The organism is Xanthomonas sp. NCPPB 2933 (assembly GCF_056725225.1).
In genome coordinates, this window is the sequence record NZ_CM161518.1 from 2,756,282 (window position 1) to 2,771,574 (window position 15,293).

The window sequence follows — 15,293 nt, forward strand, 5'->3', positions numbered from 1 at the left end:
AGCGCCAACCCGCGATCGACTGGACCTCCACGGTGGGAACGTACCCGACCGGACCGGGCGGCAGGAGATGGTCCGCGCTGTTGGGCGGCCCCCTATCGGGGATCGATCTGCTGGTTACGCAGACAGGTCTGGTGGTGCGGTGCGACTGAGCGATGTATGCGCCGCGCTAGTGATTCCTTTCATTGACGTGTCACATACAGGTGTTACCCCGCAGGCCCTGGAAAGCGCATATCTCGAACCTTATGAACAGCCCGGATTGCATCAAACCAACCGCCGCATGGACTCGTCTCCAACAAACTACGCGATCGTTATCTCTGTCCCTGAGTTATCTCATACCGGCATTACGCCGCAGGCGCTGGAACGTCTCTACGTCGAATCTTATGAACGGTCGGGATTCCGTCTAACCACCCGTCGCATGGAGTGGCATCCAGTCGGCTACTGGGAGATCATCCTCGCATTCAAGTGGAGGAAGGGACCGACGGGACCCGACGCGCCTGGCATCACGTTGGCAATGAGCGTCTCCGCAGCGACTGGATGCGCCTGCCGCATGAGCAGGGCAAGCATCAGGGGGCTCTATCAAGAAAGTCCCGATCAGGCGATATTCTTGCGGGGAATGGATATTGTCGCCAAAGCCGATGCGGCTGCGTCGGTAAAGGTACGGGAACGATTGGGCGTGAGCTTGCCGGACGTGGCTCTACCCCCACACTGACGCCAGCGTCGTGCCGATCCTCAAGCAAGACATGCGCCCACGGGTTCCAAAGAACCATGTCACGCTGGAAATACTTGGGACCGTCGCTCTTCGCCGCCGCTTTCGTTACATCTGCGGGTTTGCCGATCGCCAAAGTAAACTGCTCACCGCGATAAGGCGACGCCAGCAGACTGAAAAACAGATGGTGACGTGGGATGCCTGAAGTGCAGCTGCAACGGATTCGATCAAGCCGCTGTGGCAGTCAGGCGCGGCATTCCGCCTGACAGCAACATAAGCTGGCCCCGACCCTGGACATGCCAAGCACGCCCAGTGCCAGCCCGCTACGCCATCAAGTCATGGCTCACCGCGTTATCGCGTCGACCCATCGATCACCACCGAATGCAATCCATCCCGTCTCACCTGCCCGGGACCGAATTGACTCACCTTGCCATCCTTGAGCACCACCGCGTAATCGGTGTGCGTCATGGACACGCGCGTGCGGTGACGATTGAGGTAATTGAGCACTTCAAAGTCGCCCAGCGTCCGGATTGAATCCGGACGGCCAAGCGTGGCGATCACCTGGTCGCGGCTGGCACCGATGTCGATCGTGGTGATTTTATGGCCGGTGGTCTGGCAGCCGGCGACTGCGGCCGCCAGGGCGACCGCACAAAGTATCCCTTTCATGTTTTTCCCCTGTTTCCGGTCGACGCCGTCGGCGAACCGTGCGAAATTGTAGCCGCCGCGAGCGCACTTGGCACGTCACCCGTGGGGTGCGAAAATGCCGGCCGTACAGGGGGAAATTCGCAAAACGACCAATCCGCGACCGGCATGCCGGTCGCGTCGCTGTGTCGTGAGGCCCAAAGATGGGCCGGCCCCTCCTGCGCCTGGCGAAAGGATTTGGGGTGCTGGTCGAACGTTTGGTTATGCAAGGCATGTCACCTGTGGCTCTTCTGCGCCGCGGGCGGGTTGCGTGCACGCCACGCCGGGGCATCCCCGCTCGCTTGCCCATCCTGCTGGCGCTGCTGCTGGCTCCTTCCCTGCACGCCGAGCCGTCCCCTCAGGTGGTTTCGCTGGGCGAGCTCTTTGCGCTGGCCCGTGACAGCGAGCCCGGATACGACGCCGCACAAGCCAATCTCGCCGCTGCGCGAGCGCGGGTGCGGCAGGCCTACGGCGCCATGCTGCCGCAGATCTCTGCGACCGGCAGCACCAACGGCAACAACCGCCGCTATGAAACCTTGGATACGACAACGGCAACGCTGCATGACGACTACCACGCGCGCACCGGCCAGCTGAGTCTCAACCAGCCGATCTGGCGGCGGGCGAACCGCGTTGCGCTGTCCCAGGCTGGCAGCGCCGCAGACCAGGCCAACTGGCAGTTGGCCGACACTGAGCAGCAACTCTACGCCAAGCTCGCCACGGGCTGGTTCGAGCTGATGGAGGCGCGCGACGCTGTCGATTTCAACGCGGCCCAACGCGATGCCTTGAAGGCGCAATGGAACATCGCGCGGCGATCGGCCGAACTTGGCGCCAAGTCGCAGCCGGAGGCCGACGACGCACAGGCGAAATACGAACAGGCCGACGCCGACGCGCTTTCTGCGGAAATGGACGTCCAGACCAAGCTGGCGGCCATCGAGCCGTGGATCGGTAGTGCGGACGATCTCGTGCAACCCTGGCTGCGTGAAGATGCGCGTATTCCGGACATGCTTGGTGCCGAGATCGATGCCTGGCTTGCACAGATCGATGAACATTGCCCTGCCCTGCGCGCTTCATCGGCCGCGATTGCCGTGGCAGAAGCGGAGATCGCCAAACAGCGCGCCGGGCATTTGCCGACCCTCGATTTTGTCGCCAGCTATGGCAACAACGACCAGAATGTAGGTAATTTCCCCGGGCAACCGGGTTATCGCATCGCCACCGTCACGCTGGGATTACAGCTGAATGTACCGCTGTATTCCGGCGGCACGCAGTCGGCGAAGGTAGCTGAGGCACTCGCGTTGCGCGATAAGGCGCGCGACGATTTTGAATCAGCTCGCCGACAAGCGGTGCTTAACGTGAAAACCGCCTTTCTCGGTTGGCGCGCCGGGCGCTCCCGCATGCTTGCCGCTGGCACCGCCATCGACGCGGCCCGCCAAGCCCTGGCGCTGGCGACGCGCGGTACTGCGCACGGGGTTCGCACCGAGGCAGACATCCTTACCGCCCGCCAGCAGCTCGCCGCCGCACGCCGCGACCGACGCAAGGGTAGTTACCAGCAACTCACGGCCTTCATCAAGCTCAAGGCCACGCTGGGGGATCTTTCCGGAACCGATGTCGACGAACTCGATGCGCTGTTCGTCAACGCACGCGACGACCACGATGAAATGACCGCGACCGTGGCGGAGGCTGCTCGGTGAACGCGCTGCCTGACGACACCATGGACCATGACGCAGCTCGCGGCACCGGCGAGGCCATGGAGGTATCGACGCTTCCGGCCTGGGATCGATTCGTCACCGCCCGTACCTCGGATGCGTTCTGCGACGCGTGGCTTGCGCTCATCTGCGAACGCTTTCCTGCGATTCGCAATGCTGCGGTATTGGTCGAGTCGGCGGACGGAAAGAATTACGTCCCCATCGCCGTCTGGCCGTCTGCGGACGCCGGCATGTCGCGGATGGGAACCGCCGTGGGCCAGGCGCTTGCGGAACGGCGCGTGGTGATCGCTCCGGATCAGGAAACTCCGGGCATTCTGCATGTCGCCGTCCCCATCTCAGCAAACGAACGCGTTGCAGGTGCCGTTGCGTTTGAGCTGTCCGGCGATGCAGGCATCGTTCCCGCACTGTTGCGTGAGGTGCATTGGGGCAGTGCCTGGCTGTCGAACCTGCTCGGCAAGCGTGATCAGGACATGGCCATCGCGGCTGGCGAGCGCACCACGGGCATCGTCCACACCCTGGCGGTGACGCTGCGCCATGCACGTTTCCAGCAAGCGCTCTTTGACCTGGTCAACGAGCTGCGCCGCCGATTCACTGCCACCCGTGTTGCCGCCGGCATCATCCGGGACGCGCACGTCACGCTTGCGGCGCTGTCCGAAGCGGCCACGTTCGAGACCTCATCTCCGCTGGTGCATGCCTATCGCGATGCCATGGCCGAAGTGCTCGACCTGGCCCAGACGATCGAGGCCAGTGGCGATGCAGGCGGCTTTCGCGCTCATGCAGAGCTCCTGCGACGAACCGGTGCAGCGTATCTGTTGTCCGTCCCCATCGTGCACCAGCAACGGATCATCGCCGTGTTGACGCTGGAGCGCGAGACCGCTTTCAACGAGGAAGAGCGCCGCTGGATTGACACGTTTGCCGCGCTTATCGCCCCGGTGGTCGAGCAGCGTCTGCTGGCCGAACGTAGTTCGCTGCAACGCGTGAACGATGAAGGCCGTCGCTTCTGGGGCGCAATCGTGGGGCCCCGGCACCTGGTTTGGAAGGCTGTCGCGACGCTTGTGGCGCTGCTGATCCTGGTGCTGGTCGCCGTGCCGGTCGATTATCGCGTCTCTGCCAAGACGGTCACCGAAGGGGAGATTCAGCGTGTTGCCGCCGCGCCGTTCGAAGGCTTTCTTTCCGAAGGTTTGGTACGTGCGGGCGACATCGTGCGCAATGGCCAGCCGCTGGCGCGCCTGGACGACCACGAGTTGCGTATGGAGCGCATTCGTTGGGCCAGCGAGCGCGATCAGTACGATAACAAGCTACGCGAAGCGATGGCCCAGCACGACCTGACTGCGATCCGCGTCACCGGCGCACAACTGGCAGAGGCACAGGCCCAGCTCGATTTGCTCGACGACAAGATCGGCCGGGCGACGGTGCGCTCGCCCTACGACGGGGTGGTTGTCTCCGGCGATCTTTCCCAGCAAGTGGGTACGCCCGTGGAAGCGGGCAAGAAGCTGTTCGAGATTGCACCGCTGCACAGTTACCGGATCATCCTGGAGGTCGACGAGCACGACATGGCACCGGTGCGCGTCGGTCAGGCGGGCCAACTGATGCTCAATGGTCTGGCCGGCGGTGCGCTGCCGATCCGCGTGGTGCGGGTCATGCCGGTGGCCACGGTCAAGGACGGCAAGAACGTCTATCGCGTCGAGGCAGCCTTGACGGGTAGAAACCAACGCGTGTTGCCAGGTATGGAAGGTGTGGCCAAGGTGGGCGTTGGTCGCCGCCAACTGGGCTGGGTTCTGCTGCACAGCACATTCGACTGGTTGCGCATGCAGTGGTGGAGCTGGGGTCTGTAACGGTGGCGCGCAGTCCTTTCAGCCCGAGCTGGCACAGCGTTGCGGAATTGACGCCGCGACTGATGCCTTACGCGACCGTGCAGCGCATGATCTTCCGTGGCCGTCCCTGGTACGTGGTGCAGGACCAGACCGGAGGCAAGGTATACCGGCTGACCGGCGCGGCTTACGCGCTGCTTGCGGGGATGGACGGGCGCACGACGGTACAGGCACTGTGGGAACGCGCCAACGCCTCCGAAGTGCGCGATGCCTGCACCCAGCCGGAAGTGGTCGACCTGCTGACCCGCCTGCATGCTGCAGACTTGCTGCAGGCCGATGCAATGCCCGACTCGGCTGCCCTACTCGACCGCCACCGCAACAAGCGCACAGAAAAGATCAAGCAGTGGCTCATGAATCCGATGAGCCTGAAAATTCCACTGATCAACCCCGATCGTTTTCTCACCCGCTTCGAGCCCTATGTGGGCTGGTGCTTCGGTGCGTGGGGCGCAGCGCTGTGGGCGCTCGTGGTACTGCCTGCGCTGTTCCTCGCCGGCCAGCACTGGTACGACCTCACCGAAAACCTGTCGGATCGCGTGCTCTCCGGCAGCAACCTGGTGGTCATGGCCGCCGTCTACCCGGTGGTGAAACTGCTGCACGAGCTCGGACACGGTTTTGCAACCAAGCGCTGGGGCGGAGCCGTGCGCGAACTGGGGCTGATGTTTTTGATCTTCGCGCCCGTCCCCTATGTCGAAGCGTCCGCCTCTTCGGCCTTCCCCTCGAAATATCGGCGTGCAACCGTTGCCGCCGCCGGCATGCTGGTGGAACTGTTCCTTGCGGCGCTGGCGCTGCACATATGGCTGGCAGCCGAACCCGGCATCCTGCGTGGCGTAGCCTTCAACGTGATGGTGATCTGTGGCGTTTCCACCTTGGTGGTCAACGGCAACCCCCTGCTGCGCTACGACGGGTACTACATCCTCTCCGATCTGATCGAGATACCCAACCTGGCCCAGCGTGGACAGGCATGGTGGACCTACCTGATTGATCGCTACGGATTCGGCTCGACCGACGCAATGCGTCCTGACGAGACGCCCTCCGAACAGCGGTGGCTGGTTGCATACACACCGCTGGCGTTCTGCTATCGCACGTTTGTCACTGTCTCGGTGATCCTCGCTGTCGCCAACAAGTATTTTTTCGTCGGCGTGCTCATGGCGCTGTGGAGTGCCTGGGGTCTGTTCGGCGCGCCCTTGCGCAAGGGCTGGAAACACCTGACTTCATCAGGATCGCTGCAACGCGTGCGGCAACAGGCAATGCGCCGCACTGCATGTTTTATCGGCGGCCTGGTGCTGCTGCTTGTCTTCATTCCCGTACCCATGCACAGCCGCTCGCTTGGCGTTGTGTGGCTCCCCAATCGGGCAATGTTGCATGCAGGCGGCAATGGCTTCTTCGTCCGTTGGCTGGTCACTCCTGGCACGAACGTCCGACGTGGGCAGCCCCTGTACCGCCTGGAGAATCCGCAACTTCGCGCCGATGCGACCGTTGCGCGCGCGAAGGTGGATCAGGCTCAGGCACGCTATGACGCCGAACATTATTCCGATCCGGCCAAGGCCGCCATTTCCGGTCGCCAACTGGCCGAAGCGCAGGAGAGCCTGGAACGTGCGGAACTACGGCTGGCCAGGCTGACAGGCTACGCCGGAGATGATGGCGCACTGGTCGTCGCCACTGCGCAGGACATGCCAGGCCATTACTACAAGCAGGGTGAGCTACTCGGTTACGTGCTGCAGGAGCGCGAGCTGATCGTTCGTGCCGTCGTCCAGCAAGACGACATCGACCTGGTGCGCGGCCGTTTCTCCGGCGCACGATTGCATCTGGCCGGCTCGCTCGGCGATGCATGGACGACCAAGGTGATCCGCACCTTTCCCGGTGCTGTCGACGAGTTGCCCACTGCAGCGCTCGGCCTTACTGCGGGCGGCATCATTGCGACAAATCCCAACGACACGAACGGCGTCAAGACGATCCAGCGTGTCTTCATCGTTGATCTGGCCTTGCCCCCCGACGCCAGACCACGTTTCGGCGAACGGGCGCAGGTCCGCTTCGAGCACGGGAGCGAGCCACTTGCCATGCAGGGATGGCGGCGGCTCAGGCAGGTCTTCCTGAGTCATTTCGATGTCTGATGTACGCGCCGTGCTTGCCGCACGCCACATCGAGCTTGGTGATGGCCCGTATCTGGAGCGCGTTGATGCCAAGCGCTCGGTGTGGGAGGAGCGCCTGCGCACTTGGCTGGCGCGCGTGCCCCGCTTCAACCAGCGCGCCACGCACCGCTTCGTCGATGCGACCAATGCAAACGAAGGCGTCGCCAAAGCGCTTGACGACGACGCCTTGAGAGCACAACTGGCTGCCGAAGCACACCGCATGCGGCACGAGGGCTTTACCGACGAGCGACTGGCGATTTCCTTTGCGCTGATCCGCGAGGCTTCGCGACGCACCCTTGGCATGCGTCACCACGATGTACAGCTGATGGCTGGACGTGCCTTGCTACAGGGGCGCCTTGCAGAAATGTCGACGGGCGAAGGCAAGACGCTGGCGGCGACCCTGGCGGCATGCTCTGCTGCCGTCACCGGGGCTGCGACGCATGTAGTGACTGTCAACGACTATCTCGCCGAACGCGATGCCGAGCACAACACCGCGTTATTCGATTTTCTTGGCCTGTCGGTCGGCGTGGTATTGCAGGACATGTCGATTCCTGATCGACGCACCGCATACGCCTGCAATATCACGTATGTATCCAATAAAGAACTGACATTCGATTACCTCAAGGACATGATCGCACTTGGGGATGCCTCGCGCACCCAACAATGCCTGCGCGAGTTCGCCGGTGGCCGGGTGGCGGAAGCGCCGATTCTGCGCGGACTGCATATTGCCATCATCGACGAGGCGGACAGCGTCCTGATTGACGAGGCCAGCACACCGCTGATCATCTCCGAGACCCTCCCCGACGATCTCGATCCGACCGTGTATACCCGCGCCATCGAACTGGCACGTTCGCTGGAAGAGAACGTCCATTTCCGTCGCTCGCAACATCGTGATTTCTGGCTCACCCCGGCCGGGAAAACATATGCAAGGGAACTCGCATCTGAATGGGACGGGCTGTGGCGTTCGCCAATGTGGCGGGAAGAGTTCATCCAGAAGGCACTCTCGGCCATTCATGGTTTTCAGCGTGACCAGCATTACATCCTGGCCGAGGGAAAGGTGCAGATTGTGGATGAATCCACCGGCCGGGTGATGACCGACCGAACATGGGAACGTGGATTGCATCAGATGATCGAATGTAAGGAAAACTGCGAGATTACCGGCCAACGGCGCACACTTGCGCAGATCACCTATCAGCGTTTCTTCGGTCGCTATCTCATGCTGTGCGGCATGACCGGCACCGCGCAGGAAGTCGCCAGCGAAGTCAAAGGAAGCTACGACCTTTCGATAACGCGCATTCCTACGCACAAACCAACCCGGCGTCGTCGGCTTGCCGATACGCTTTGTCGCCATTCGGAAGAACGCTGGCAGGCAGTTGCATCTCGGGCAGTTGAAATGGCCTCGTTGGGACGCGCTGTTCTAGTTGGCACGCGCTCGGTGGAAGCGTCTGAAAAGCTGTCTGCTGTCTTTGAAGCCCAGGGCATCGCCCATGCTGTCTTGAATGCCAGACAGGACGAAGGCGAGGCAGATGCAGTCGCTGCGGCTGGTGCGGCTGGGCGAATCACGGTCGCCACCAACATGGCCGGCCGCGGTACGGACATCAAGCTGAGCAAGGAGGCCGAGGCCGCCGGTGGACTGCATGTCATCCTTACTGAATTCCACGAATCTGCCCGGGTGGATCGACAGTTGTTCGGGCGTTGCGCGCGCCAGGGAGATCCCGGAAGCACCGAGGCCATCGTCAGCGTGGAAGACGATCTGTTCCGACGTTTTGCCCCTGCCGCGCATCAACTCCTGCTCGGTCGCCTGGTACCTGCCCGGCTGGCAAACGAACAAGTCGTGCGCCGCTACGTCACCTGGTTACAGGATCGCGCCGAACGACATTATCGCCAGCAACGCGTTATGACGCAGAAGCGCGATGCGGAGTGGGTCAAATCGCTGGCCTTTGTGGGCAAGAGTCGGCGCTAATTTCCCTTAAGCTCCACCATCGCGGCCTGACCAAGAACACCGCGCAGGCGCTACCCCTATTTGCGTTATCGAACCTGTGGCTGAGGCGAAATCAGTGACTGCCTGCTGCGGGAAGCGGGCGCCTGTACCCGGGGTTTCCCAGCGAAAACGCTAGAAATGGCGCAAAATCCTGAAGATGCAGACGCGATTCACCGGAACGATCCCACATCCGGCGCTCTTAGACTTCGTTGCTCAGACCTTCCCTTAAAACATGCCTCAAGTTGCTTGATCGCAGACTGCGATCTGCGATGAAGTGGGCGCTTCCGCGGGTGCATTAACGAATTTTGCTTAAATGCAATCAATAAACGCCTCAACCCGCGATGGTAAAGACAGATCCCGAATCCACACGGATCCCGGCACCGTTGATAAAGCTGGCGCGCTCGGAGCACAGGAAGGCAACTGCCGAGGCCACTTCCTCGGGGCGGCCGCGTCGCTTGAGCACCATGCCGGGACGCTCTTCGTCCAGGAACGATTCGATCGCCTGCTCGAACGTGGTTCCGTTTTCGCTTGCGCGTTTGTGCATCATCTTGTCGGTCATCGGGGTTGCGATGAAGGCGGGCGACACCGTATTGACCAGCACGTTGTCCGCTCCGTAGGCCTTGGACAGGCCCTTGGCCAGGCTCAGGATTCCTGCCTTCGATGCGCAGTAGGCCAGCTCGTCCACGTAGGGCTGCACCGCGTCTTCCGACGCGAACAGCACGATCCGTCCCCATTGATTGCGGCGCATCGCGGGAATAGCCTGGCGGCACATGCGCACTGCGCCCATCAGGTTGATGTCCAGCGTTTCGAGCCAGCCGGCGTCGCTGACCTCCAGGAAGTCGCCGGTTGCGCCAGTCACGCCCGCTGCGTTGATGTAGATGTCGGGGTCGCCCAGTTGTTCGCGCACCTGTGCCCAGATGGCGGTGACGTCCTGCTCGCGGGTGACATCGCCCTCGATGGCGATGATCTGTCCCAGGCCCGACAGCTCCGCCACTGCCTGGTCGAGCGTGCCGTCCGGAAGATCGGTGATCGCCACGCGCACGCCGGCTTCGAGCAGCTGCCGCGCAGTCTCCTTGCCCATTCCCGAGTCGCCACCACTGATGAGGGCGATCCGATTGTTGATTCCGAGATCCATGCTGAACTCCTGGTGGTAGAGAGAGGTGGTGGTATGCGCGCAACTAGCGGGCGAGAAATCGCTCCGCCGTGCGCAGGCCAAGTGCCATCTGCGTCAGCGCGGGATTGGCTGCCAGTGCACTTGGAAAAATCGAGTTGTCGCAGATGTAGAGGTTGGCGATATCGAATGCGCGGCCGTCCGGGTCCACCACGGCCTGCTCCGGATCCGTGCCCATGCGGCAGGTGCCCAGCGTGTGTGCAGAGCGGGCGGTAGCGAAGATGCGTTGGGCGCCTGCCGCCTCCCAGATTGCGTGCAGCGATGTGCGCGCGTGGGCATCGATCGCGCGTTCGTTGGGCCCGTAGCTGAAGTCGATGCGCGCCTTGCGCTGGCCGAATGCATCGCGCTCGTCGGACAGGCTCAGCCGGTTGGCGTCCTGCGGCAGGCATTCGCCATTGATGCCGATGCCTGCCAGGCGGTTGTAGCGCGCCATGGTCGATACGAGTTCCCTGCCCCACATGCCCGCGCCACGCGCCAGGGTGTTGGCCAGGGTGATCGGCTGCACGCCCAGGCTCTGCACCAGGTAGCCCCCGATGAAATCGGCATTGGAAGGGCGCAGCATGTCCTCGGTGATCAGCGACGAGGGGTAGCCACGGTTCATGCGCATGTCAGCATCGAACTCCCCCCACACCTGGGTGGCTACATGCGCCATGAAATTGCGCCCCACCTGGCCGCTGGAGTTGGCCAGCCCCAGGTTGAGCAGCAAGCGCGGTGTTTCCACGCCGCCTGCGCACAGGAACACGCTTGTGCAACGCTGGCGCAGTTCGCGTCCGTCCTGCTGGTAGACCACCGCGCTGACCATGCCACGCGCATCGCGCTCGATATCGATGACCCGGCAACCGGGTCGCAATTGGGCACCGTGCGCGCGCGCCAGCGGCAGCCAGGTGGTATCGACGCTCACCTTGGCGCCATTGCTGCAACCTTGATGACAGGCGCCGCAGTTGTTGCAGGCCGCGCGCATGCCGTAGTGCGGCTGCGCGTGCGCCCTGGTCACCAATGCGGCAGGCGCATCGGTGGCGGTGATGCCGAGCGTGCGGCAACCGCGCTCCATCGCGTTGGCCGATGCATTGCGCTGCGGCGGCGGATAGGCGTAGCTGCGCTCGGGATCCCACGGATAGTGCACCGGCCCAGAGACACCGATGAAGTCCTCGACGCGGCGGATATAGGACAGCAATTCTTCATGCGCGATCGGCCAGTCCATGCCGCGCTGCCCGGTGTGCGTCGATATGTTCAGATCGCGCTTGTCCGGACGCGGGCAGAAGGCGCCCCAGTGCAAGGTGGAACCGCCCAATCCCGAGCCGGAATTGTTGGCGCCAAATGCGGTGGGCGTCTGCCCGCCGCTCAGGCGCTCTTCCATCCAGTAGATGCCGGTCGTCAGCTCATCGGGCAGATGGGACGCGGGGCTGAAAGCCTCACCTGCCTCAAGCACCACCACCGAGAGACCTCGCTGCGCGAGCCGTGCAGCCAATGGACCGCCGCCTGCCCCGCTCCCTACCACGACCACATCCACTGGAGCGTCGGGAGTGACCAGGCTCATCGAAGCCCCTTGGCAGGAAGCTGCCAGGCTTCCTGTTGATCGGCTGCAGTCTGTTGATAGCCCGCGCTGTCGATACCGGCACCGCCAACCGCGAAGCCGTCGTATCCCATTGCCGCCATCGTGGCGGGAAGGCTGATCCAGATCCGCGCGGCTTCGGCGCGGACGTCTTCGAACCAGTGCGCCAGCTGCGCTGCATCCAGCCCCTGCGCCGAGGGATCAACGGCTGTCGATTGCGACACCTCGCGCAGCCAACGATCCTGAGTCCCTGCGGGTAATCCAGCGAAGCCATTGCTCAGCGCGTCGAGCGTGTCGAGCCCCAGCGGCACTGCAAGCCGATCGGGTGGCAATGCGGCATGGCGCCAACCATCGCCCGCGCCTTCGGCAAGCTGGATATCGATCCGCCGTGCAATCTCGCGCGCATCGCTGGCCCCATCCAATACACGCGTAACGACTGCGCTGAGTAGTTCCAGTTGATGTTGGCTCAGCACGCCTTGCGCAGTCGCGGGCGGGCCCGCATGCCGGCTGAGCAACAGCTTGCGCATGCGCGGGGCGACCCTGTCTGCATTGAGCAACCTGACGAAGTCATCGGGCAGGCACTTGTCCACGCTGCGATCCACATGCGCCGCGATCAGCTGCGCGAGGTGTTCCGGCTGCTCATACGGAATCAAGTGCGCGGCATCGGCCACGACGGCGATACGCGCATCGTGATAATGCGGCGCGTTCAGCGTTGTCTGCGCGGCTTCGCCGAGGTCGCCATCTTCACTGCCGGCGATGATCAACGCCGGCACGTGCATGCAGCCGGCTTGCGCGCTGTAGTCCTCACGACTGGCGTGCGCAAGCCAGGCGATCCACGCTTTTGCACTGGTTCGCAGCACGTCGTTTACAGCCGCGTCCCTCAAAGGTGCAGGTAACCTCGCCGCACAGTTGTCGTCGATGAACTGCTCGGCCTCTTGCCGGATGGGATGGCCCTTTTCGAACCAGGCCAGCATGGTCTGTCGCCGTGACTCCTCCATCGGCTCGGGCGCCGGCGGCGACGCCGCGACCAGGATCACGCCGGCCAGGCCGGCAAGCCCGGCCACGCCATCGCGCGCCTGCGCCGCTGCCAAGGTGGCGATCTTTCCGCCCATGCTATGTCCGATCGCAAACCAGCAGGTCGGTTGCCGCCGAATCACCTGTTCAACAAACCAGGCAACCAGTGCGGCGGTGTCGACATGCTGCAGCGGCGGCGCGTCTCCGAAGCCTGGAATATCGAGCGCCACACAATCGAAACGCGCCTCCAATCGCTGGATCACACCAAACCACTCGTTGCTGCTGGACCCGAGGGCGTGCAGGAAAAACAGCGTCGGCTTCGCCATGTAACACCTCTATCCACCAGGCGCGCATGATGACCGGCGCGTCGTCCACGCATCGTGCAGATGAGTCCGACATCTTGTGATCCGGACACGCCGAGCCGGATCAAGGCCAGCGCGTTGTACTCGCCCATGTCGTAGTCTCGGCTGCGCAATGGAGGACTTGCCGCACCCCGTTAAACATTCGAGCGCGCGAGGCGGCTCTACCGATACTTATGACAGCGTGGTGCGCTGGCCGCTACGCAGCCTAGCCCGCACAAGCGGGACGCAGCGCCCTATCCCTTCAACACCAGCGACACATCCGGGTATCTGTCGCACATGAAGTCCACGAAGGCGCGCACCTTGGGTGCGGCCAGACGCCTGGAGGTGTGCAACACCCACAGCGCCGGCTCTGCGCCCGCGATCGTGCCCCACTGCACCAGTTCGCCGCGCGCGAGCTGGTTCCATGCGATCGACTGCGGAAGCAGCGCCACGCCACCGCCTGCAATCGCCGCGTCGCGGACCATCAGGAAGGAGGAAAACCGCAGCCGTGGAATGGGTTCCAGGACCAGGCGCCCGTCATCGAGATTCCATGTGGTCGGCTGGAAGCTCGACATCACCACAGCGGGAACTGACGCGACTGCGCCGCTGGTCGGCATGGCGATGCCGGGCGCAGCCACGACCACCAGCCGATCCTTGGCAAAACACCGCCCGACTAGGCTGCTGTCCGGGCTTGGGTTGATGCGGATGGCCACATCGAACTGCTCTTCCACCAGATCGACCGTGCGGTCCTCTGCCACCACCTCGAGCATGATCTCCGGATAGGCCGCGCAGAACTCCGCGCCAATACGTCCCATCGCCAGTTGCGAGAACAGCACCGGAGACGCCACTCGCAAGCGTCCGCGTGGTGTTGAGAGCCCTTCGCGTGCGGCGGCCATGGCCTCGGCCACCTCGCTCAACGGCACTTCGGTGCGGTCCATCAGCAACTGCCCGGCTTCGGTGAGCCTGAGGCCACGGGCGCTGCGCTCGACCAGTCGCACGCCCAACTGTTCCTCGAGATCGGCGATGCGACGCGACAAGGTCGCCTTGGATCTGCCACTGGCACGGCTCGCCTTTCCCAGGCCCTGATTCGCTGCGACCAGTGCGAAATCGATCAATGCATTGAGATCCATGGTGTTCCAGATTTGAAACCAGGCGTCCACATCTTGGCGTCTTCGTATTGACGATGCAACGGCATATCGTCTGGTCACCGCAACGTCAGTCGTGGCAGCGATGTCGCACTGACGCCTCTTCCATCCATAGCAGGAGATTCACATGAGCATTCTCGTCACCGGTGCCACCGGCACCATCGGTTCTCTCATCACCCAGGGCCTTGCCGATGCAGGCGCAGAGGTGAAGGCATTGGTTCGCCAACCCGGCAAGCGCGTTTTCCCGGCGGGTGTGACTGAAGTTGTCGCAGACCTCACCGATGTTGCATCGATGCGTGCCGCGTTGTCGTCGGCGCGCACGCTGTTCCTGTTGAATGCGGTCACTCCCGACGAAGTGACGCAGGCGCTGATCGCACTGAATCTGGCCAAGGAGGCAGGCATCGAGCGCATCGTGTACCTGTCGGTCATCCATGCCGATAAGTTCACCAACGTGCCCCACTTCACCGGCAAGCACACGGTGGAGCGCATGATCGAAAGCCTGAATATTCCTGCAACGATTCTGCGTCCTACGTACTTCATGCAGAACGAAGCGATGATCCAGCAGACGATTCAGGACTACGGTGTCTACCCGATGCCGATCGGCTCTGCAGGTGTGGCCATGATCGATGCGCGCGATATCGCAGACATCGCGGTTGTCGAGTTGCTGCGACGCGACCGTGCACCTGCCGCGCTTAAGCGTGTCACGCTCGAACTGGTTGGCCCGCATGCCGTCACGGGCAGCTCCGTTGCGAAGGTCTGGAGTGCAGCGCTTGGGCGCGAGATCGCCTACGCGGGCGACGACGTGGCCGCGTTCGAAGCGCAGATGGCGGCCTACGGCCCATCCTGGTTGGCCTACGACATGCGCCTGATGATGGCCAGTATCCAGAGATTCGGCATGCAGGCAGCCGACGGCACGGTGGAAAAATTGCAGGCCATGCTGGGGCGCCCGCTGCGTACCTATGAAGACTTCGTGCGCGAGGCGACGGCGCGGGCTTGATC

Annotated in this window: 12 protein-coding genes; 7 read left to right on the forward strand and 5 right to left on the reverse strand. The window is 63.1% G+C overall.

The window, feature by feature from the left end; all coding sequences use genetic code 11:
- The first annotated feature begins 169 nt into the window (after positions 1-169).
- Both AC1PLU_RS11225 and AC1PLU_RS11230 read left to right on the forward strand, forming a co-directional pair.
- The gene (locus tag AC1PLU_RS11225) at positions 170-709 is read left to right on the forward strand and encodes a hypothetical protein (protein WP_481106259.1); all 540 of its coding nucleotides are present in this window, start codon (positions 170-172) and stop codon (positions 707-709) included.
- 10 nt (positions 710-719) lie between these two features.
- Entirely contained in the window at positions 720-911 is a 192-nt protein-coding gene (locus AC1PLU_RS11230) for a hypothetical protein (RefSeq protein ID WP_127159917.1), read from the forward strand.
- 146 nt (positions 912-1,057) lie between these two features.
- Here the strand turns inward: AC1PLU_RS11230 and bamE are convergent, their stop codons facing one another.
- Positions 1,058-1,372: an outer membrane protein assembly factor BamE domain-containing protein gene (gene bamE, locus AC1PLU_RS11235; protein WP_065047407.1), complete on the reverse strand. Its 315-nt coding sequence runs from the start codon at positions 1,370-1,372 to the stop codon at positions 1,058-1,060.
- A 218-nt stretch (positions 1,373-1,590) separates the two neighbouring features.
- Here bamE and AC1PLU_RS11240 point away from each other — a divergent pair, with 218 nt between their 5' ends.
- The 4 genes from AC1PLU_RS11240 to AC1PLU_RS11255 all read left to right on the forward strand — a co-directional run bounded on the left by AC1PLU_RS11240 (position 1,591) and on the right by AC1PLU_RS11255 (position 9,053).
- Positions 1,591-3,075, forward strand: coding sequence for a TolC family outer membrane protein (locus AC1PLU_RS11240; RefSeq protein WP_481106260.1), 1,485 nt, complete (start codon positions 1,591-1,593; stop codon positions 3,073-3,075).
- The gene (locus tag AC1PLU_RS11245; RefSeq protein WP_481106261.1) at positions 3,072-4,925 is read left to right on the forward strand and encodes a GAF domain-containing protein; all 1,854 of its coding nucleotides are present in this window, start codon (positions 3,072-3,074) and stop codon (positions 4,923-4,925) included. Before AC1PLU_RS11240 ends, AC1PLU_RS11245 begins: the two co-directional genes overlap by 4 nt.
- Positions 4,926-4,987: 62 nt before the next feature.
- Positions 4,988-7,072 (forward strand): hypothetical protein, encoded by a 2,085-nt coding sequence (locus AC1PLU_RS11250; RefSeq protein ID WP_481106262.1) that lies wholly within the window; start codon positions 4,988-4,990, stop codon positions 7,070-7,072.
- Positions 7,065-9,053, forward strand: coding sequence for a preprotein translocase subunit SecA (locus tag AC1PLU_RS11255; protein WP_481093234.1), 1,989 nt, complete (start codon positions 7,065-7,067; stop codon positions 9,051-9,053). Before AC1PLU_RS11250 ends, AC1PLU_RS11255 begins: the two co-directional genes overlap by 8 nt.
- 349 nt (positions 9,054-9,402) lie before the next feature.
- Here the strand turns inward: AC1PLU_RS11255 and AC1PLU_RS11260 are convergent, their stop codons facing one another.
- The 4 genes from AC1PLU_RS11260 to AC1PLU_RS11275 form a co-directional block, all read right to left on the reverse strand.
- A complete protein-coding gene (locus tag AC1PLU_RS11260; RefSeq protein WP_481106263.1) occupies positions 9,403-10,206 on the reverse strand; it encodes an SDR family NAD(P)-dependent oxidoreductase in 804 nt (267 codons plus the stop codon).
- Positions 10,207-10,249: 43 nt separating this feature from the next.
- The gene (locus tag AC1PLU_RS11265) at positions 10,250-11,779 is read right to left on the reverse strand and encodes a GMC family oxidoreductase (protein ID WP_481106264.1); all 1,530 of its coding nucleotides are present in this window, start codon (positions 11,777-11,779) and stop codon (positions 10,250-10,252) included.
- Complete coding sequence (locus AC1PLU_RS11270) at positions 11,776-13,134, reverse strand: alpha/beta hydrolase (RefSeq protein ID WP_481106265.1); 1,359 nt, start codon at positions 13,132-13,134, stop codon at positions 11,776-11,778. The genes AC1PLU_RS11265 and AC1PLU_RS11270 overlap by 4 nt, the downstream gene beginning before the upstream one ends.
- 269 nt (positions 13,135-13,403) lie before the next feature.
- The gene (locus AC1PLU_RS11275) at positions 13,404-14,279 is read right to left on the reverse strand and encodes a LysR family transcriptional regulator (protein WP_481108513.1); all 876 of its coding nucleotides are present in this window, start codon (positions 14,277-14,279) and stop codon (positions 13,404-13,406) included.
- A 142-nt stretch (positions 14,280-14,421) separates the two neighbouring features.
- Here AC1PLU_RS11275 and AC1PLU_RS11280 point away from each other — a divergent pair, with 142 nt between their 5' ends.
- On the forward strand, positions 14,422-15,291 hold the full coding sequence (locus AC1PLU_RS11280) for an NmrA/HSCARG family protein (protein ID WP_481106266.1): 870 nt from the start codon (positions 14,422-14,424) through the stop codon (positions 15,289-15,291).
- The last annotated feature ends 2 nt before the right edge of the window (positions 15,292-15,293 follow it).